The following is a 19,099-nucleotide window of genomic DNA, read 5'->3' as shown; positions in this document are numbered from 1 at the left end:
TTGCTCCTTACCAGCTTGATTTACGAACGCCAGGTACATCACCTTGCATTACACGTTCACGGATAACATTACGTGACAAGCCAAACTTGCGGAAGTATCCATGTGGACGACCTGTTACACCACAACGGTTACGCAAACGTACTGGAGAAGCGTTACGTGGCAATGCTTGTAGTTCAAGCATTGCATCCATACGATCTTCATCGCTAGCATTTGCATCACTGATAACAGCTTTTAGCTCTGCACGTTTTTTTGCATACTTAGCTACAGTTTTTTCGCGCTTTAATTCGCGATTAATCATGCTCTTTTTAGCCATAACTCTATACCTTATTTAAATGGGAATCCAAATGCCTTAAGCAATGCACGACCTTGGTCGTCATTTTTAGCATTTGTAGTGATGGTTACATCAAGACCACGTAACTGATCGATTTTATCATAATCCACTTCAGGGAATACGATTTGTTCTTTGATACCTAGCGAGTAGTTACCACGACCATCGAAAGACTTTGGAGAAAAACCACGGAAGTCACGAATACGAGGAATTGCAATAGCGATTAGACGATCTAAAAATTCGTACATACGCTCACCACGTAAAGTTACTTTACAGCCAATTGGCCACTCTTCACGGATTTTAAAGCCTGCAACAGATTTACGAGCTTTTGTTACCACTGGTTTTTGACCAGCGATTACTGTCATGTCTGCCAATGCACCTTCAAGAACTTTTTTGTCCTGCGCTGCACCGCCTACACCCATGTTAATTGTGATTTTAGTAATCTTTGGTACTTCCATCACATTTTGTAAGCCAAGCTCTGCTTGAATTTGCTGCTTTAGCTTATCATCATATAAAGATTTTAATCTTGCCATCACTAATACCCTTAAGGTTTATTGAGCTGTCGCCACTGCTTCACCAGTTGAACGATAAACACGTGTTTTTGTGCCATTTTCGTCAATCTGATAACCAACACGGTCAGCTTTTTGGGTTTTTTCGTTAAAAATTGCAACATTCGAAATATTGATGAATGCTTCTTGCTCGATAATACCACCTTCTTGGCCGGTCATTTGATTAGCCTTTTGGTGTTTCTTAACGATTGAAATGCCTTCAACTTTAATTCTGTCGCCTTTTACTGCTAGAACTGTACCTTGCTTGCCTTTATCTTTACCAGCAATTACAACAACAGTATCGCCTTTTCGTAATTTAGCCATGTTTTACCTCACAGTACTTCAGGTGCAAGTGAAACAATTTTCATAAATTGATCACCACGTAGTTCACGAGTCACTGGTCCAAAAATACGAGTTGCAATCGGTGCATTGTTAGTGTTTAACAATACAGCTGCGTTATCATCAAAACGTAGTACTGAGCCATCAGCACGACGAGTGCCTTTTTTGGTACGTACAACAACTGCATTCATAACATCGCCTTTTTTGACTTTGCCACGTGGAATTGCTTCCTTAACAGTTACTTTGATAATATCGCCTACCGATGCATAACGACGATGAGAACCGCCTAGTACTTTAATGCACTGAACACGTCTTGCACCGCTGTTGTCTGCAACTTCCAGCATTGTTTCAGTCTGAATCATCGCGTTACTCCAATAAATAAGCAATAAAAACTAAAAAAATTGAAACTGTGCTTGCGATAAACACAGCTCCTCTAAAGGGCGCACATTATAGCACCAATTAGTTTTTATTGCAATTTTCTAAATCTTAACCGCTGTCTCTACTACATCTACTAAAGTATATGCTTTAGTTTTTGAGATAGGACGAGTTTCTTTAATGCGTACGATATCACCTTGTTGGCAAACATTGTTTTCGTCGTGCGCTTTAATTTTAGTCGAACGACGGATTTGTTTACCGTACATTGGGTGACGGATTTGTCGCTCTACTAGCACAGTGATAGACTTGTCCATCTTGTTGCTAACGACTTTACCCGTTACGACGCCAATCTCTTGATTATTTTCACTCATGAGTCGCCTCGCTGTTTTTCATTAATCAAAGTCTTAATTTGAGCAATCGTGCGACGGTTGCTTTTGACTTCATGCGTGTTACCTAACTGACCAGTTGCCTTCGCCATACGAAGCTGAAATGCTGATAATTGCTTTTCATCTAGCAATTGGGTCAGTTCTTCTACTGATTTTTCACGTAATTCACTGATCTTCATTACATTATCGTCCGCTTAACAATGGTAGTTTTGAATGGTAGCTTAGCAGCAGCTAACGTGAATGCCTCACGCGCTAACTCTTCGCTAACACCCTCGATTTCATAAAGCATCTTGCCAGGCTTGATTTCGGCTACCCAGTACTCGACTGGACCTTTACCTTTACCCATACGTACTTCTAGTGGTTTAGCAGTAATTGGTTTGTCTGGGAACACACGGATCCAGATTTTACCACCACGCTTAACGCGACGAGTAATAGTACGACGAGCTGCTTCGATTTGGCGTGCAGTCATACGACCACGGCCAACTGATTTTAAGCCATATTCGCCAAATGATACAGAGCTACCACGGTGAGCTAACCCAGTGTTACGCCCTTTATGCATTTTGCGAAATTTGGTACGTTTTGGCTGTAACATAATGTTTAACCTCTGTCTGAGTTACGACGGTTACCACGACCACGGCGTTTTGGCGCACGTGATTTTTCTTCCTTAACAGGATTGTATGCAGTATTCATACCATCTAAGATTTCACCACGGAAGATCCATACTTTAACACCGATAGTACCATAAGTAGTTTCGGCACGTACTGATGCATAATCAATATCAGCACGTAAAGTATGTAGTGGAACACGACCTTCACGATCCCATTCAGTACGAGCAATTTCAGCGCCGCCAAGACGACCAGATAGCTCTACCTTAATACCTTGACCACCAGCACGCATAGTGTTTTGAATCGCACGTTTCATAGCACGGCGGAACATAACACGACGCTCTAACTGGCTTGCGATACCGTCTGCAACTAGACGAGCATCTAAGTCAGGTGATGTAATTTCCTGAATGTTAACTTGTGCAGGAACACCCATCAACTTAGTAAGTTTTTTCTGAAGCTTTTCAATGTCTTCACCTTTCTTACCAATGATAATACCTGGGCGAGCTGTTGCGATAGTAATCTTAGCTGCGCCTGTTGGGCGTTCGATAGTGATACCGCTAACCATAGCGTTATCAAGTTCTTTACGTAAAAAGTCACGAACTTGTAAATCGTTAATTAGGTATTCAGAATATTTTTTAGGATCTGCATACCAGTTAGCGTTGTGTTTTTTAACAACACCTAAACGGATACCAATTGGATGTACTTTTTGACCCATGATTATTCTCCTACCTTAACAGTAATGTGACAGGTACGCTTGCTGATACGGTCAGCACGACCTTTTGCACGTGGTAAGATACGCTTTAAAGTAATACCTTCATCAACATAGATAGTAGATACTTTTAAATTATCAATATCCAAACCATTGTTGTGCTCAGCATTTGCAATTGCTGAATCTAGGCATTTCTTAACAAACTTAGCACCTTTTTGGTTGCTAAAAGTTAAGATGTCTAAAGCACGTTCTACTGATTTGCCACGAACTTCGTCAGCGACAAGTCTAACTTTTTGTGCCGAAATGGCGGCACCGCGTAGTTTTGCAGTTACTTCCATAGTGAGCACCTATTTAGCTTTTTTGTCAATGCCGTGACCGCGATAAGTACGGGTTGGGGCAAATTCACCTAATTTATGACCAACCATTTGTTCGTTAATGATAATAGGTACATGAGTACGACCATTATGAACAGAAATGGTTAAGCCGACCATTTGCGGTAAAATCATCGAGCGACGAGACCAAGTTTTAATTGGTTTGCGTGAGTTAGTATCTAACGCATTTTCAACTTTCGCATATAAATGTGCATCGATGAATGGACCTTTTTTCAATGAACGAGGCATGAAATTATTCCTTATTTCTTGGCACGACGGCGACGAATGATCATTTTGTCAGTACGCTTATTCTTACGAGTCTTAAGACCCTTAGCTTTCTGACCCCATGGGCTTGTTGGGTGTTTACCGAAGTTACGACCTTCACCACCACCGTGTGGGTGATCAATCGGGTTCATCGCAGTACCGCGAACGGTAGGACGAACACCACGCCAACGAGATGCACCTGCTTTACCAAGTGATCTTAGGTTATGTTCTGTATTAGATACTTCACCGATAACTGCACGACAATTTACGTGAACACGGCGAGTTTCACCAGAGCGAAGACGCAAAATAGCGTAAATACCATCACGACCTAACAGTTGAACTGCTGCACCAGCAGAGCGTGCGACTTGTGCACCCTTGCCAATTTTAAGTTCAATGTTATGCACAACTGTACCAACTGGAATGTTTTTCAGTGGTAAGCAGTTACCTGGACGGATTGGAGAACCTTCACCTGACTGTACTTTATCACCAACACTTAATTTTTTAGGTGCGATGATATAGCGACGCTCACCATCTGCATATTTAAGCAGAGCAATGTGCGCAGTACGGTTTGGATCATATTCAATGCGTTCTACTGTCGCTGGAATACCATCTTTAGTACGTTTAAAATCGATAACACGATAGTGTTGCTTATGACCACCACCGATGTGACGTGTTGTGATACGTCCGTTGTTGTTACGACCACCAGACTTGCCTTTTGATTCAACAAGTGGAGCATATGGACGACCTTTGTAAAGGTGTGGATGCACCACTTTTTCAACAAAACGGCGACCTGGTGATGTAGGCTTAGCTTTTACGATAGGCATGATATTTATCCTTATTCGTTATCGGCGGCAGCATCTTCTGCTACGTCAGCCATTTGTACATCTTGACCAGCCTTTAGGGTAACGTACGCTTTTTTAGTGTCATTACGACGACCAAGAGTACGACCAAAACGCTTTGTCTTACCTTTAACATTTAAGGTGTTCACTTTAGTAACTTCAACACCTTCAAACATTAACTCAACTGCCTGCTTGATTTCACGCTTAGTTGCTGTGGTATCTACTTTAAATACCTGAACACCAAGCTGGTCACCTAGAAGCTGAGATTTTTCTGAGAACACAGGCCCTCTTAAGACCTGATAAAGTCTTGCGTTATTCATGCTAATGACTCCTCAAATTGCTTCGCTGCTTCTACTGACATGATAACCTTGTCAAAAGCAATCAAGCTAACTGGATCTACCTCAGCAGCGCTTAGAGCATTCACATGCGGAATGTTGCGAGCTGCTAAATATAGGTTTTCATCTAGTTCATTAGTTACGATTAATGCTTTTGGAGCGTTTAACTCGGCAAGCTTAGCAACTAATTCTTTTGTCTTAGGTGCAGAAACTGAAATGTCATCAACCAAAATTAAACGCTCTTGACGTACTAATTCGGCTAAAATACATTGCATTGCACCGCGGTACATTTTTTTGTTGACCTTTTGAGACCAATCTTGTGGTTTTGCTGCAAATGCACGACCACCACTTCTCCAAATTGGACTGCGGATAGAACCTGCACGTGCTCGACCAGTGCCTTTTTGACGCCATGGCTTAATGCCACCGCCAGAAACTTCAGCACGGGTTTTTTGTGCACGTGTACCCTGGCGACCACCTGCAAGATATGCAGTAACCACCTGGTGTACTAACGCTTCGTTGAATTCACGACCAAATGCCGTGTCTGAAAGCTCAACCGCCGCACCTGTAACTGTTTTTAAATTCACGTTAATCCCCTTGCTTAGGCTTTGACTGACGGACGTACGATTACGTTACCACCATTAGCACCTGGAATAGCGCCTTTGATAACTAGTACACCTTTTTCAGCATCTACTGATATAACTTCTAGACCCTGAACTGTCACACGTTTGTTACCCATCTGACCAGGCATTTTTTTGCCTTTAAATACGCGACCAGGTGTTTGGTTTTGACCAGTAGAACCTAGTACACGGTGTGAGATAGAGTTACCGTGGGTTGCATCTTGAGCTGCAAAGTTGTGGCGTTTAATACCACCTTGAAAGCCTTTACCTTTACTTTGACCTGTTACATCAACCAACTGACCTTCTTCAAATAAGTCAGCAAGGATGTCAGCGCCAATTTCGCGACCTTCAAGCTCTGCTTCGTCTGCTCTGAATTCCCAGCTACCGCGACCAGCTGCCACACCTGCTTTTGCAAAGTGACCTTTCTGTGCTGCAGCAACTCGGCTTTCACGACGCTCGCCTGTTGTTACTTGGATAGCTGTGTAGCCATCTGTTTCATCTGTTTTGACTTGAGTAATGCGGTTTGCAGTGACCTCTACCACAGTTACAGGAATTGAAACCCCTGCTTCTGTGAACACACGGGTCATGCCGCATTTTTTACCGACTAAACCGATTGCCATGTTAAACCTCTTTATTTAATGTCTTTAATGGTTTGAGTTAATAGTTAATTAACTCAGTGCAATTTGCACGTCAACACCCGCAGCCAAGTCCAACTTCATCAATGCATCTACTGTTTTATCAGTTGGTTGCACAATGTCAACCATACGCTTGTGAGTACGGATTTCGTATTGGTCACGAGCATCTTTATTGACGTGTGGCGAGGTAAGAATGTTGAAACGCTCGATACGAGTCGGAAGTGGAACTGGGCCACAAACTTGTGCACCAGTACGCTTTGCAGTATCGACAATCTCTTGTGCCGACTGATCAATTAATCGATGATCAAATGATTTTAGTCGGATACGGATTCTCTGGTTAGCCATGCCAGCAAGCTCCTAAAATATTAACTTTTACTAACTTAAACATTATCAATAATTAGCTAATGACTGATAATATTAAGCATCAAAGTAAAAAAAGTTTAATGCCCTAACAGCTCTTCCAATATTAGAAGGAAAGCAGTAAGACATAGGAAGTAATTAGCGCCAGAATCTATGCTCTGGCTGTCGCGGTTACTGTATTTACATACGTTGTTGTAGCCGCTTAATCAATTAGTGCGATGTATTATACAGATTTTTTTTGTGATTACAAGGGTTTATTTTAACTATTTTCCCTTCAATACCTTAAAGAATCAAAGGCATAACAGAATAACCTAGTTATTCTGTTATACTTAAATCTAGTCTAACACAATATCATATTGCTCTTGGGTGTATAGCCTTTCTACTTCAAAAGTAATCACACGCCCAACCAAATATTCTAAGTCGGCAACTGTGTCTGCTTCTGTGGTTAATAGCAAATCAATCACTGAAGCATGCGCAACAACAGTAAACTGTTTTGGCGCATTATAGGTTCTTGCACAACGTACAATCTCTCTAAAAATTTCAAAACAAACCGTTTCTGCCGTTTTAATAAATCCTTTACCTTCACAAGTTGGGCATGGCTCACACAGTTGTTGCTCCAGTGACTCTCTTGTGCGTTTGCGAGTCATTTCTACCAAACCAAGCTCACTCACTTGAGTAATGTTTGTTTTTGCGTAGTCTTGTGCTAGCTGCATTTGCAAGCTACTAAGGACATCATCTCTATGCTCTTGCTCTTGCATATCAATAAAGTCAAGGATGATAATACCACCTAAATTACGCAATCTTAGCTGTCTTGCGATGCTATAGGTTGCTTCAAGGTTGGTTTTATAAACGGTATCTTCTAATGAGCGTCCACCAACATACGACCCTGTATTAACATCTATGGTTGTCATCGCCTCAGTTTGGTCGATAATCAAATAACCACCAGATTTTAAGTCTACTCTTCGTTTTAACGCATCTTTTAAATCTTCTTCTACTCGATGAATATCAAAAAGTGCCAATTCTGATGTATGTGGCACAATGCGTGGATAAATCATTGGTACAAATTCTTTAGCAAACTGTCTTAAATAGTCATACATATAAGCGTCATCTATCACAACTCTCTCTGTTTGCTCGTGCACTAAATCTCGGATGGCTCGCAGTGGTAATGATAGTTCTTGATAAATCAATACTGAAAGCTGACTGGCATTTGCCTCTTTTTGGCGTGCTTGAATCGTACGCCATAGCTGTACTAGATAATAAATATCTTCTTCTAATTTGTTTTTTTGTATATGCTCGGCAGCCGTACGGGCAATTAAACCACCCGATAAGTCGACGGCTTGCATAATTTCGCTTAGCTCTGTTTTTAAACGCGTGCGCTCTTCTTCGTTTTCAATTCGCTGTGATATGCCAATATGGTCACTTGATGGCAAATATACCAAATAACGTGAAGGCAAAGAAATATTTGTCGTTAGCCTTGCCCCTTTTGTACCGAGTTGGTCTTTAGTTACCTGAACTAAAATGCGTTGCCCTTCATGCAGTCTATTTTGAATGAGCTCATGACTTGGTGTTGGCTCTGGCTGGCGTACTGGCTTTGGCTTTTTATCTTCTGGTGTTAATGACTCACGTACGGTTGCTAATGAGCGAATTGGTTTATCCACAATCGTCAAATTGTTTGGGTTAACAAGATTAATTGGTTGACTGGCCTCAGCTACCCCATTTTCAAGATTGTTTGGTTGTACCGACAAATCATTATCTTGCACCTCTTCTTCAAGTGTTTTGTCAGTGCTGCTTATATCCGTTGGTTTAGCTTCCGTTGGTTTAGCTGTTTGAGAAAATGCGTTGGTTTGCTGATTAACAAATGCTTGTTTAATACTTTTTATTTGACCTAATCCATTGTCATTTGTTTGAGTGTCAGACAGGGGCACTTGAGGAGTAGAAAGCTCGATTGCGGGTGCCGGCTTATTAGACTGTTGTATCGTACTGAGTTCATTCATAGCTGGGCGATTAATTTTTTGCATATCATTGACGTGCAAAAAGGCTGTTCTTGATTGCCCAATATCAATAAATGCGGCTTGCATACCCGGCAAAACACGTACCACCGTGCCTAAATAGATGTTACCAACCAAACCCATCTTGTTATGACGCTCAATATAAATTTCACTCAACACGCCATCGTTCATGATAGCCACGCGTGATTCCATAGGGCTAACATTAATTAATAGTTCTTCTGACATAACTTCTCTTCTTTATAATTTATACAATATTTTTTAATTGCCACAAATTATAGCATTAATGAAACTGTTATGAATGAACTATAAAGTTGCGTATCAGAAATAAAAAAGCATTGCTAAAAAACCAAGCAATGCTCTCAAATGATGCCAATAAGGTGGATAACAACAAATTAAGTTTTTAATAGGTTACCTTTTTATGCGCTTGTTCTATTAAAGCCTTGGTTTGTGCTAGTGGCAAGCCAACCACATTGGTATAACTGCCTTCTATCCGGTCAACCCAAGCTGCTGCCAAACCTTGTATCGCATAGCCCCCTGCTTTATCACACGGCTCGCCGGTTTCCCAATAGGCATGCATTTCTTGTTCTGTTAGCTGAGTGAAATACACACGCGTGGTTTCTATAATTTGCTTAGACCATACTACTTTAGCTGTCTGATCTATCAACGTCGCTTGAGCCGCAGTCCACACAAAGTGATGTGTGCCTGCCATTTTTTGCCACATTTCAAACGCATTCTGTTTTGATGCTGGTTTGGTTAAAATTTCATTATTTGTTAATACACCAATCGTATCAGCGGTAATAACAAGCGTGCTTTCAAGTAAAAGCTTTTCTTTGGGCAAACTTTCAATCACTGCGTTTGCCTTTGTGGTGACCATACGCAATATATAATCTTTAGGCTGCTCGCCAAGCAAGATACCTTCTTTTACTGATACCGAAACTACATTAAACGGCAAATTTAAACGACTAAGTAATTCATGTCGTCTTGGAGACGTTGAGGCTAACACGATATTCATATTAAAAATCTATTTACTTAACTATCTAACAAAACGCGCCAACAGCCACATCACAACTGGCCAACTCAACATGCTCATCAATAAAGATATTCCTGAATCAGAGATAAAAATATTTTGAGAGAATAATTGCACTATCCACAAACTACATTGATATGTGACCAAACATAAACACGCCAAAAACCAGGCATTTGTTCGGTTAATTTGATGAATATAAAGGCTACTAATACGTATAACTAACGCCACTAACACGGTACAAAATGCCTGCTGCCCAAGTGTTGTGTCTAAAAGCATATCGGCAATTAAACCAATAAAAAAAGCAAAAAATAGCCCGATTAACTGAGGCTGAAAGATTAACCAAAAAATGAGCACCATAATAATAAACATAGGACGCAACGGCGCCATGCCGACACTAAGCGGATAAACATTTAGTATGATAGCAACAATAAAACTGAGGATAATACCAAAGATTTTATAAGGTTTGTCGTAAACGATTTCCATGAGTTTGTCTTTTGCTGGACAGTGTTAACAGTTTAACTTAATAGTGAGTGACCTAAAAAACTACGGGGATGTTGAAGTCTTCATATATCACCTAATAGATTATTTTAATGAAGTCTTGGTTGCATTTTCATCCTGCAAAATTAATACATAAGCATTATCAATAAAGTCAGCAGATGGCTGAACCTCTATTTTAATGTGATTGTTTTTAAGTTCATCAGTGATTTTAGCAACTGTTCCTACCTTATAACCGCTAGGAAACCGTTCACCCAAGCCAGAAGAGATAAGCTCATCACCCACCATAACGTTATCGTCTTCTATTTTAAAAATAAAATCTAAGCTGAGCTGCTTGGGATCCCCCGTACCACTGACAATTGCTTTTTGTCCCGTTCTTTTTATCATAACGGCAATGGCTTGTTCTGCATCACTTAAAAATAAAAGACGGCTGGTATTTGGGTAAACATTGGTTATTTGCCCTAACACGCCATTTTCATCCACCACCGTTTGCCCAATCTGCACACCTTCTTCACTACCTTTATCTAGCACAACAGTTTGTTTTGATAAATCGGTATCTGTACCAATCACCTGAGCAAGTTTTAACTCATAATTTTTTGGTTTTGTGGTATTGATGATCCCTTGTAAACGGGCATTTTGAGCAAGCACATAGTCTTGTTTTTGTAGTTTTACACGGGCATGTAATAATTCAGTTTGCAGTCGCATATTCTCGCGACGTAAAGATTCTTTGCTTTGCAATGTACCTTTTGTCCAATGTGCAGCAAAGTTTGGAATTAAAGAAAATTGATAAATAGGCTGCATGGCGGCATGAGTGGCAGAACGCACTTTAGCAAACCATGCAGGATTTTTGCTGTCTACCCAAATCAGTACCATAGCGACTAACAATAGGCCTACGGTAAGTCGCAAAAGCAATGGACGACGTGTAAATAACCTAGCGCTCATATATGTTACCAAGCCAACCCATAATACTAAAAATGTAGCCAGTTAGTGATTTTAAACAAAAATCATGTTTAAACTTTTGTTGTTAATAAACTCGAGTGCTTTACCACCACCACGGGTAACACAAGTTAATGGGTCTTCTGCAACCGCTACTGGCAACCCTGTTTCTTTAGAAAGAAGCTTATCAAGATTACGCAATAATGCACCACCACCCGTTAATACAATACCACGCTCTGCAATATCTGAAGATAGTTCTGGTGGTGTTTGTTCTAATGCTTGTTTAACAGCAGCAACGATACCATTAAGGGCATCTTGTAATGCTTTTTGTACTTCGTCAGAGGTAACCGTTAATGATTTTGGTACACCTTCGGCCATACTACGACCACGTACTTCAACTTCTAGTTTTTCATCACCGTCTTCTAAAACAGCGGTGCCAACTTCTTGCTTAATATGTTCGGCAGTAGTTTCGCCAATAATACAGCCATGGTTACGACGCACATGAGTAACAATTGCTTCATCAAACACATCACCACCAATGCGGATAGAATCTGCATAGACACAACCTGATAATGCGATAACGGCAATTTCTGTTGTACCACCGCCGATGTCTACAACCATAGAACCACTGGCATCATGTACTGGCAAGCCTGCGCCTAATGCGGCAGCCATTGGCTCTTCAAGCAATAATACTTTATTAGAACCTGATGAAGTTACGGCTTCACGAATCGCACGACGTTCTACTAAAGTTGATTTGCATGGCACACACACAACCACGTTTGGCTGAGCTAGAAAACGTCGTACTTTTACTTTATCAATAAAGTGTTTTAGCATTTTTTGGGTGACTTCAAAGTCTGCAATCACGCCATCTTTTAATGGACGAATGGCAGTGATATTGTCAGGCGTACGACCCAACATTTGCTTAGCGTCGACCCCCACAGCCGCAACAGTTGGGTTTTGTGTGCGATTGCTACGTAGTGCAACAACGGTAGGCTCATTTAGTACAACCCCCTTGCCAGGGATATAAATAAGCGTATTTGCTGTACCAAGGTCGATAGAAATATTAGATGATAAAAACCCAAAAAGATTCATGTGTGTATCCAGCGTATTACAAAAACTTTTGAAAGTGAATTAAATTTATAAATAGTGCTAGATTATAACGCCTTGTCTGCAAAAAAGCATAGCTAAATGTGTTTTTTTTATAAATTTATGTATCTATTTGCAAATAAAGATTTCAAACAGGGTTAAAACACTCAACTATAAGCGCATAAACATAATTTTTACCCAACAAAACTCTCATTTGAGTACAAAACTTTTATCAACATCAAAATAAAATGTGGTTTTATCATAAAAACTAGTATTTAGATAAACAGCAATTTTTATAATTATAGCGAGACACCTGAAAATAACGCCAAGATACTTTATAATAGAACAACTTAAAATTTAATTGTTAATCTACAAAAAATTGCACATAAAAATGGAGTCATTATGACCGAAGCAACAAACACAAGCAGAATAAGCACCGATGACATTTTAAACGTGGCAAAGCTATCGCGCCTTGCCGTTAATGAAGACACTGCAAGCAATTATGCACAAGATATCAGCAAAATTTTGGACATGATGGACACCATCTCTGCTATTGATACCGATGGCGTAAAACCGTTAGCAAACATCCATGAGGCAAGTCAGTCCTTACGTGCAGACGTTGCTAACCCAGATATCGACCGCACACTAAACCAGTCGAATGCCCCAGAAAAACAAGATGGTTTATTTTTAGTCCCTCAAGTAATTGAATAAATTAAGAATAATGGACATAACTTTGGTTCTAGCTTGATTGTAAGCTCACAATCAATCGTTTACTAAGTCATAAAAGTCCAATCCAAAATGTTAAACATATTAAATAATTAAAACGGAAACCTCATTATGGCTGAACTACATCAGTTATCAACCCAACAAATTATAGACGGGTTAGCAAACAAACAATTTAGCAGTGTTGAGTTAACAACGCACTTCCTTAACCGTATCGAAAAATTAGACAGTCAAGTTAATAGTTTTATTACCGTAACTGGCAAACAAGCTTTAGCACAAGCCGAAGAAGCAGACAAGTTGCGTGCTGGTGGCGATACTCGACAACTGCTTGGCGTACCAATGGCGCATAAAGATATTTTTTGTACCAAAGGTGTTTTAACAACAGCTGGCTCAAAAATCTTACACAACTTCCTATCACCTTATGATGCAACCGTTGTTAACAAGGTTAACAATGAAGGCATGATTAGCTTAGGTAAGCTTAATATGGATGAGTTTGCTATGGGTTCTGATAATTCTAGCTCATACTATGGTGGTGTACATAACCCATGGAACTTAGAGCGTGTACCTGGTGGTTCATCTGGTGGCTCTGCCGCTGCCGTTGCCGCAGGCTTTGTTCCAATGGCAACAGGTACAGACACCGGTGGCTCTATCCGTCAGCCAGCATCATTCTGCGGTTTAACGGGGATTAAACCAACGTATGGTCGCGTCTCTCGCTTTGGTATGATTGCTTATGCATCAAGCTTTGACCAAGCTGGTAGTTTTGGTAAGTCGGCATTAGATTGTGCCTATTTATTACAGGCGATGGCTGGACACGATAAAAATGATGCAACTTCTATCAAACGTGATGTACCAGACTACGTACAGGCATTAAAGGATGCCGAAAGCATTCAAGGTGACAAACCTTATAACGGCTTGCGTATTGGGGTTGCAAAAGAATACTTTGGCGCAGGCTTAAATAGCGAGGTTGAAAAAACCACCCGTGATGCGCTAGCAAAATTAGAAGAACTGGGTGCAACCATTGTAGAAGTCAATATCACTGACCCTAAAACAACTCTAGCAACTTATTATATGCTTGCACCTGCCGAAGCATCTTCAAACTTATCTCGTTTTGATGGTGTACGTTTTGGTTACCGCTGTGAAGATCCAAAAGATTTAACCGATCTTTATACTCGCTCTCGTTCAGAAGGTTTTGGTGCTGAGGTACAACGTCGTATTTTAATGGGCACATATGCGTTATCGGCAGGTTATTTTGATGCCTATTATGTAAAAGCCCAAAAAGTACGCCGTATGATTGCTGCCGATTTTGCCAAAGCATTTGAAAGCTGCGACCTAATTGTTAGCCCAACTGCGCCAACCACAGCTTATGCATTTGATGCCAACCTAGACCCTGCAACCATGTATCTGGGCGATGTTTACACCATTGGTGTTAACTTGGCAGGTTTGCCTGCACTTAGCTTACCAGCAGGGTTTGATAATGACGGCATGCCCGTTGGCTTGCAATTAATTGGCAACCATTGGCAAGAAGCTAAACTGTTAGAAACCGCACACCTGTTCCAACAGCATACAGATTATCATACTAAATTGTCTGATATTGCTAATGGGTAAAGTAAAAAGATACGTGGAACGCACCTACGGTTTGATTAAGGCTTTAAAAAAATTCTTAAATTAAGGATTAAAATGCCATGACAAAGCCCAAAAATTACGTTATTACCAAACTAGAGGACTTCTAAAGTGAGAACTAAACTCTATTTAACTTCATTAGTTTTTTTGTTGCTATATGCTACTGCATACTTATTTGACTTTATTAGCCCCAATTTTAGCTATCCAGTCGATAATGGAGATGAACACGTATTAATCATTGTAATGATGTATTACTTTCCAATATATACCTTTATCGCTGGGTTATTTTGCCTAAAAATGAAATGGTACAAGCGAATATTTATTAGTCTTTTATTAGCTATATTAATGTTATGTATACTTCAGTTTTTAATGGATATTACTAAAGACTTCCGTATATATTGTATGCAACAAGAAACTTGGTTATGTAATCTTGTCACTGACATTACCAACATAACTAAATAAAATGGACGATAAATGTCACTTTGACAGGTATTGTTTAATATTCGGTATTTGAATATACACACTTTTATTTTTGATAAAACAGATTGGTAGGGTGGGCTCTGCCCACCATTAAAAACCGTAACTAACATAGCGATAAAGGTTGAAAAAGAGCAAGATGCTGACATAGCCCTGATAGTAGCGGTTATACTTGTGTGACTGCTGGCGATTGCGAACTTGGCTAAGGGTAGTTGCTGTAACGCATGAAACACACATTAGTCAATGTGAGCAACGACAGCAGGTAGCAAGATAAGAGCGGATAGCAGGTTAAAGCTAAAAATTACAGAAACTATAGAAGACATAAACTAACAGGCAAACAAGATTTTTAACATTGTAAAATTTTTAAGTTTTTAAATAACAGGAAACAAAATGACAGAAGTACGCACAGACTTATTAGTAGATGGCTATGAAGTGGTCATCGGTATAGAGATTCATTGCCAATTAAATACCAACAGCAAGATTTTTTCATCTGCCCCTACTGAATTTGGTGCAGAAGCAAATACACAAGCCAATATTGTTGATTTAGGCTTACCTGGAGTGTTGCCAGTGGTTAATGAAGGGGTAGTTGAACGAGCATTAAAATTTGGCTTGGGCGTAAATGCCGAGTTAGGTTTGTACAATGCATTTGACCGCAAAAACTATTTTTACCCAGATTTGCCAAAAGGCTACCAAATTACACAGATGCCTCACCCTATCGTAGGCAAAGGCTACATCGACATTGTGGTTAACGAAGGTGAAAATAATGAGTATCCAAAACGTATTGGCATTACTCGTGGTCACCTAGAAGAAGATGCTGGTAAATCTGTACATGATGCAGTAGATGGTATGACAGGCATTGACTTAAACCGTGCTGGCACACCGCTGATTGAAATTGTATCAGAGCCTGATATGCGTTCGACTGCCGAGGCGGTTGCCTATATCAAATCAATCCATCAATTGGTCACTTGGCTGGGTATTTCTGATGCGATTATGGCAGAAGGCTCGTTCCGTGCCGATTGTAACGTATCTGTACGTAAGCCAGGTGAAGCGCTTGGCACACGCTGTGAACTTAAAAACCTAAACTCATTCCGTTTTATCGAGCGTGCAATTAATCGTGAGATTGAACGCCAAATCGACTTGATTGAAGATGGCGGTCAGGTTATTCAGGCAACTCGTTTATACGACCCAGATAAAGATGAAACCCGCTCGATGCGTACCAAAGAAGAAGCCAACGATTACCGCTACTTCCCTGACCCTGATTTACTACCAATCCGCATTGAGCAAGAAACAGTTGATGAAATCCGTGCACAAATGCCAGAACTGCCAACGCAGCGCCGCACCCGTTTTGAAGACGAATTGGCTCTTTCTGAATATGATGCTCGCATTTTAACGGCGAGCCGTGAACTTGCCGACTATTATGAAGAAGTGGTTGGAAAAATTGGCACAAATCATGCCAAACTTGCCGCCAACTGGGTAATGGGTGATTTGCTTGGCGCGCTAAATAAAGATGATAAAACCATTGATGACTCGCCCATTAGCACCGAGTTATTAGCTGGTTTGTTAACACGTATCAACGATAACACCATATCGGGTAAGATTGCTAAAAAAGTATTTACAGCAATGTATGAAGGCGAAGGTACAGCTGATGAAATCATCGAAACAAAAGGGTTAAAGCAAGAAACCGATACCGGTGCAATTAAAGCAATGGTTGAAGAAGTACTTGCCAACAACCAAACCATGGTTGATGAATATAAAGGTGGTAAACAAAAAGCCTTTAACGGTTTGGTTGGTCAGGTGATGAAAGCAAGCCGAGGCAAAGCAAACCCACAACAAGTTAATCAGATATTAAAAGAGTTGCTTGATTAACTTAATGTAAAACCCAACATGAGAATGGCTTACTACAATATGGTAAGCCATTTTTTATCAATCTATATAAAATAAGTACAACTGACTAAACATTATGAAAAAACAAATTTCTGATAAACATTTAAAAACCTTGGGCTGGCTTGCCAGTGGTTGCGCCATTGCCATGTTTTTATCTTATATTGATCAAATAAGACTAAATTTAGCAGGTGACCAAGGCTCAATTCTTTTACCTGTAGCAACCATTATTAATTGCAGCTTGTGGTTTGCCTATGGCTTTTTTAGAGAGAAAAAAGACCTGCCCATGTTATTTGCCAACATACCTGGCATAATTTTAGGATTCATCAGTTTTATTACTGCACTCTAAATAGTTGTTGTTAAAAACATCAAAATAAAAACTTGCAAACTTATGTTTTTGGCGTAAAATGTTGGTTTTTCGGAATGTGGCGCAGTCTGGTAGCGCACTTGTCTGGGGGACAAGGGGTCGCAGGTTCAAGTCCTGTCATTCCGACCAAACACTTTTATATAATATCTTATAAGTCAGCAAATCTATTTTGCTGACTTTTTTGTTTTAACGATGTTGTCTCGTTATAATTAATAAAATGGAAAATAACAAAGATATACAAGATGCCTTAACTTTTAAACGCCCTTTTGTACAAGATTTGGCGTTTACGTTAATATGCCCAAGTGCCATAAAAAACTGGCAAAGCAACAATGCTGACCAAATCAATCAACAAAACATCCATGTTCATCCCCCTAAATTTTGGCAACAACAATTTAACAAGTATCAAGCAAGGTTAAAACAACTCGACAGCACCAATGACTACCAAAAGCTCACTAAGTTTTTAATGAGCCGCCCTAGCCCTCACCGTTTAGGCTTTCATTTTGAGGGTTTAGTGTTGTTTTGGCTGCAAGATGGCTTTGCACTTAAGTTACACCCATTTGAGATAATCGCTCACAATTTGCAAATCATCCAAAATGGGCAAACCTTTGGCGAGTTGGATTTAATTGTCTTCAACCACGATACCAACTTAGTTGAACATTGGGAGTTGGCAGTTAAGTTTTATCTTGGTTATCCACCTTTTGAACCAACTAACTGGATTGGTATCAACTCAAAAGATAATCTGCAACGCAAGCTAGACCATATGGCAACCAAACCATTTAGCATCAATAGTGTTGAAGTTGACCCTAACCAAAGTTTGCTGGGCAATAAACCACTAAAAATAGACAAACGCTACGCTGTCATTAAAGGTCGTTTTTTTAAACCTGATACTAACAGCGTTTTTACAAAGCCAGCATGGTTAACAGACAGCTTTCCGCTGCATACTTGGTACACAGTAGAAAAAGCGAATAAGCTGTTTACTGACCGTGAAAGCCTTACTGTCAGAGCTGCAAACTATATAGAGTGGTTTACTTGCCGTAACTTTTACAATAAAAATTCAAATTTAATTGTTGATATCGCTAATACACAACTAGATCTTGATACCAATTTATTTTTTGCCGTAAATAACGAAATGAACACAACAACTTATATGGTTATTAATAGCAATAATCACGCTTCATCTTATCGTTAGTTCACAGGATAATCATTCAAAACTTTTAAAACATCGGCTCTAATTAGCTCATAACTTGGCATTTTTTCACTATGAAAGCGAATGATTGGGATACCAGCACTTGCTAAAGCTTTACTTTTTTTTGCGTCTTGGTTTTGTCGTTGTACGCTATCATGTGTCCAGTCATCAAGTTCTATCGCTAATAATACAGTTTGCAGATCCTCACCTACTAAAATATAGTCCAAACTTTGGCGACAAATACGGTTAAACCAAAAATTTCTATCATTTTCTGCCAATTCATTTGGTTCAATAATACGTGACAGCTGAACCTGAGAAAAAATATAAAACTCGGGTAAAGCCTGTTTTAATTTGAGAAAAAACAAGACCTCAGTGTCTGTCATGATTGGCATCGTCTGATATGGCCAAACTGGTATGCTATCTTTTGTTTTTATTTTTTTAACTTTTTTTGGCTGTGAAAAAAGCTTGATGATTATCCATAAAAAACCAATCAACCCAATAACAGCCATCCCCAATATCACTAACTCTGACATAAAATCAAACACCTAAAACTAACAAACTAATGTTTAATTACTTAATAA

Annotated in this window: 26 protein-coding genes and 1 tRNA gene; 6 read left to right on the top strand and 21 right to left on the bottom strand. The window is 39.8% G+C overall.

Translation table 11 applies throughout. The annotated features are described in order from the left end of the window. Positions 1–7: 7 nt before the first annotated feature. The 20 genes from rpsN to VH441_RS08860 all read right to left on the bottom strand — a co-directional run bounded on the left by rpsN (position 8) and on the right by VH441_RS08860 (position 12,270). Positions 8–313: a 30S ribosomal protein S14 gene (gene rpsN / locus VH441_RS08955; protein ID WP_434353303.1), complete on the bottom strand. Its 306-nt coding sequence runs from the start codon at positions 311–313 to the stop codon at positions 8–10. Positions 314–324: 11 nt separating this feature from the next. Beyond that, a complete protein-coding gene (rplE, locus tag VH441_RS08950; protein ID WP_434353302.1) occupies positions 325–861 on the bottom strand; it encodes a 50S ribosomal protein L5 in 537 nt (178 codons plus the stop codon). 18 nt (positions 862–879) lie between these two features. Further along, positions 880–1,200, bottom strand: coding sequence for a 50S ribosomal protein L24 (gene rplX, locus VH441_RS08945; RefSeq protein ID WP_434353301.1), 321 nt, complete (start codon positions 1,198–1,200; stop codon positions 880–882). Positions 1,201–1,208: 8 nt separating this feature from the next. Continuing rightward, positions 1,209–1,577, bottom strand: coding sequence for a 50S ribosomal protein L14 (gene rplN, locus VH441_RS08940; RefSeq protein WP_434353300.1), 369 nt, complete (start codon positions 1,575–1,577; stop codon positions 1,209–1,211). 117 nt (positions 1,578–1,694) lie between these two features. Next, complete coding sequence (gene rpsQ, locus VH441_RS08935) at positions 1,695–1,961, bottom strand: 30S ribosomal protein S17 (RefSeq protein ID WP_434353299.1); 267 nt, start codon at positions 1,959–1,961, stop codon at positions 1,695–1,697. Continuing rightward, the gene (gene rpmC, locus VH441_RS08930; protein ID WP_434353298.1) at positions 1,958–2,155 is read right to left on the bottom strand and encodes a 50S ribosomal protein L29; all 198 of its coding nucleotides are present in this window, start codon (positions 2,153–2,155) and stop codon (positions 1,958–1,960) included. Before rpmC ends, rpsQ begins: the two co-directional genes overlap by 4 nt. Beyond that, positions 2,155–2,568, bottom strand: coding sequence for a 50S ribosomal protein L16 (rplP, locus tag VH441_RS08925; RefSeq protein ID WP_434353297.1), 414 nt, complete (start codon positions 2,566–2,568; stop codon positions 2,155–2,157). The genes rpmC and rplP overlap by 1 nt, the downstream gene beginning before the upstream one ends. Before the next feature lie 5 nt (positions 2,569–2,573). Next, on the bottom strand, positions 2,574–3,296 hold the full coding sequence (rpsC, locus tag VH441_RS08920; RefSeq protein ID WP_434353296.1) for a 30S ribosomal protein S3: 723 nt from the start codon (positions 3,294–3,296) through the stop codon (positions 2,574–2,576). A gap of 2 nt (positions 3,297–3,298) precedes the next feature. Continuing rightward, complete coding sequence (gene rplV / locus VH441_RS08915; protein ID WP_434353295.1) at positions 3,299–3,628, bottom strand: 50S ribosomal protein L22; 330 nt, start codon at positions 3,626–3,628, stop codon at positions 3,299–3,301. Between the two features lie 9 nt (positions 3,629–3,637). After that, entirely contained in the window at positions 3,638–3,910 is a 273-nt protein-coding gene (gene rpsS / locus VH441_RS08910; RefSeq protein WP_434353294.1) for a 30S ribosomal protein S19, read from the bottom strand. An 11-nt stretch (positions 3,911–3,921) separates the two neighbouring features. Continuing rightward, positions 3,922–4,749, bottom strand: coding sequence for a 50S ribosomal protein L2 (gene rplB / locus VH441_RS08905; protein WP_434353293.1), 828 nt, complete (start codon positions 4,747–4,749; stop codon positions 3,922–3,924). Positions 4,750–4,760: 11 nt separating this feature from the next. Further along, on the bottom strand, positions 4,761–5,084 hold the full coding sequence (rplW, locus tag VH441_RS08900) for a 50S ribosomal protein L23 (protein WP_434353292.1): 324 nt from the start codon (positions 5,082–5,084) through the stop codon (positions 4,761–4,763). After that, the gene (gene rplD, locus VH441_RS08895) at positions 5,081–5,683 is read right to left on the bottom strand and encodes a 50S ribosomal protein L4 (protein WP_434353291.1); all 603 of its coding nucleotides are present in this window, start codon (positions 5,681–5,683) and stop codon (positions 5,081–5,083) included. The genes rplW and rplD overlap by 4 nt, the downstream gene beginning before the upstream one ends. Positions 5,684–5,697: 14 nt before the next feature. Continuing rightward, positions 5,698–6,336, bottom strand: coding sequence for a 50S ribosomal protein L3 (gene rplC, locus VH441_RS08890; protein ID WP_434353290.1), 639 nt, complete (start codon positions 6,334–6,336; stop codon positions 5,698–5,700). Between the two features lie 48 nt (positions 6,337–6,384). Further along, positions 6,385–6,696: a 30S ribosomal protein S10 gene (rpsJ, locus tag VH441_RS08885; protein WP_434353289.1), complete on the bottom strand. Its 312-nt coding sequence runs from the start codon at positions 6,694–6,696 to the stop codon at positions 6,385–6,387. A gap of 350 nt (positions 6,697–7,046) precedes the next feature. Next, complete coding sequence (locus tag VH441_RS08880) at positions 7,047–8,945, bottom strand: Rne/Rng family ribonuclease (RefSeq protein WP_434353288.1); 1,899 nt, start codon at positions 8,943–8,945, stop codon at positions 7,047–7,049. 175 nt (positions 8,946–9,120) lie between these two features. Then, positions 9,121–9,732 carry a Maf family protein gene (locus VH441_RS08875; protein WP_434353287.1) on the bottom strand — a complete coding sequence of 204 codons (612 nt, stop codon included), beginning with the start codon at positions 9,730–9,732 and terminating at the stop codon, positions 9,121–9,123. Between the two features lie 21 nt (positions 9,733–9,753). Next, the gene (mreD, locus tag VH441_RS08870) at positions 9,754–10,230 is read right to left on the bottom strand and encodes a rod shape-determining protein MreD (protein WP_434353286.1); all 477 of its coding nucleotides are present in this window, start codon (positions 10,228–10,230) and stop codon (positions 9,754–9,756) included. A 99-nt stretch (positions 10,231–10,329) separates the two neighbouring features. Further along, positions 10,330–11,184 (bottom strand): rod shape-determining protein MreC, encoded by an 855-nt coding sequence (gene mreC, locus VH441_RS08865; RefSeq protein ID WP_434353285.1) that lies wholly within the window; start codon positions 11,182–11,184, stop codon positions 10,330–10,332. Positions 11,185–11,235: 51 nt separating this feature from the next. Then, positions 11,236–12,270 carry a rod shape-determining protein gene (locus VH441_RS08860; protein WP_434353284.1) on the bottom strand — a complete coding sequence of 345 codons (1,035 nt, stop codon included), beginning with the start codon at positions 12,268–12,270 and terminating at the stop codon, positions 11,236–11,238. Between the two features lie 396 nt (positions 12,271–12,666). On the opposite strand from VH441_RS08860, the gene gatC reads away from it, so the two are divergent. The 6 genes from gatC (at position 12,667) to VH441_RS08830 (ending at position 18,521) form a co-directional block, all read left to right on the top strand. Continuing rightward, positions 12,667–12,975, top strand: coding sequence for an Asp-tRNA(Asn)/Glu-tRNA(Gln) amidotransferase subunit GatC (gatC, locus tag VH441_RS08855; protein WP_434353283.1), 309 nt, complete (start codon positions 12,667–12,669; stop codon positions 12,973–12,975). A gap of 126 nt (positions 12,976–13,101) precedes the next feature. Next, positions 13,102–14,592 carry an Asp-tRNA(Asn)/Glu-tRNA(Gln) amidotransferase subunit GatA gene (gatA, locus tag VH441_RS08850; protein WP_434353282.1) on the top strand — a complete coding sequence of 497 codons (1,491 nt, stop codon included), beginning with the start codon at positions 13,102–13,104 and terminating at the stop codon, positions 14,590–14,592. Between the two features lie 882 nt (positions 14,593–15,474). Beyond that, the gene (gene gatB, locus VH441_RS08845; RefSeq protein ID WP_434353281.1) at positions 15,475–16,950 is read left to right on the top strand and encodes an Asp-tRNA(Asn)/Glu-tRNA(Gln) amidotransferase subunit GatB; all 1,476 of its coding nucleotides are present in this window, start codon (positions 15,475–15,477) and stop codon (positions 16,948–16,950) included. 94 nt (positions 16,951–17,044) lie between these two features. After that, positions 17,045–17,314: a SemiSWEET family transporter gene (locus tag VH441_RS08840; protein WP_434353280.1), complete on the top strand. Its 270-nt coding sequence runs from the start codon at positions 17,045–17,047 to the stop codon at positions 17,312–17,314. A 70-nt stretch (positions 17,315–17,384) separates the two neighbouring features. Then, positions 17,385–17,461 (top strand) — tRNA-Pro (locus VH441_RS08835). 88 nt (positions 17,462–17,549) lie between these two features. Further along, positions 17,550–18,521: a DUF1853 family protein gene (locus tag VH441_RS08830; RefSeq protein WP_434353279.1), complete on the top strand. Its 972-nt coding sequence runs from the start codon at positions 17,550–17,552 to the stop codon at positions 18,519–18,521. Here VH441_RS08830 and VH441_RS08825 read toward each other — a convergent pair. Then, complete coding sequence (locus VH441_RS08825; RefSeq protein WP_434353278.1) at positions 18,518–19,051, bottom strand: DUF2726 domain-containing protein; 534 nt, start codon at positions 19,049–19,051, stop codon at positions 18,518–18,520. The two genes, VH441_RS08830 and VH441_RS08825, sit on opposite strands and share 4 nt — an antisense overlap. Between the last annotated feature and the right edge of the window lie 48 nt (positions 19,052–19,099).

It is taken from the genome of Psychrobacter sp. HD31 (assembly GCF_051097895.1).
Classification (GTDB): domain Bacteria; phylum Pseudomonadota; class Gammaproteobacteria; order Pseudomonadales; family Moraxellaceae; genus Psychrobacter.
Note: the sequence above shows the minus strand (reverse complement) of the source record. Positions and strands in the feature narration are given on the sequence as shown.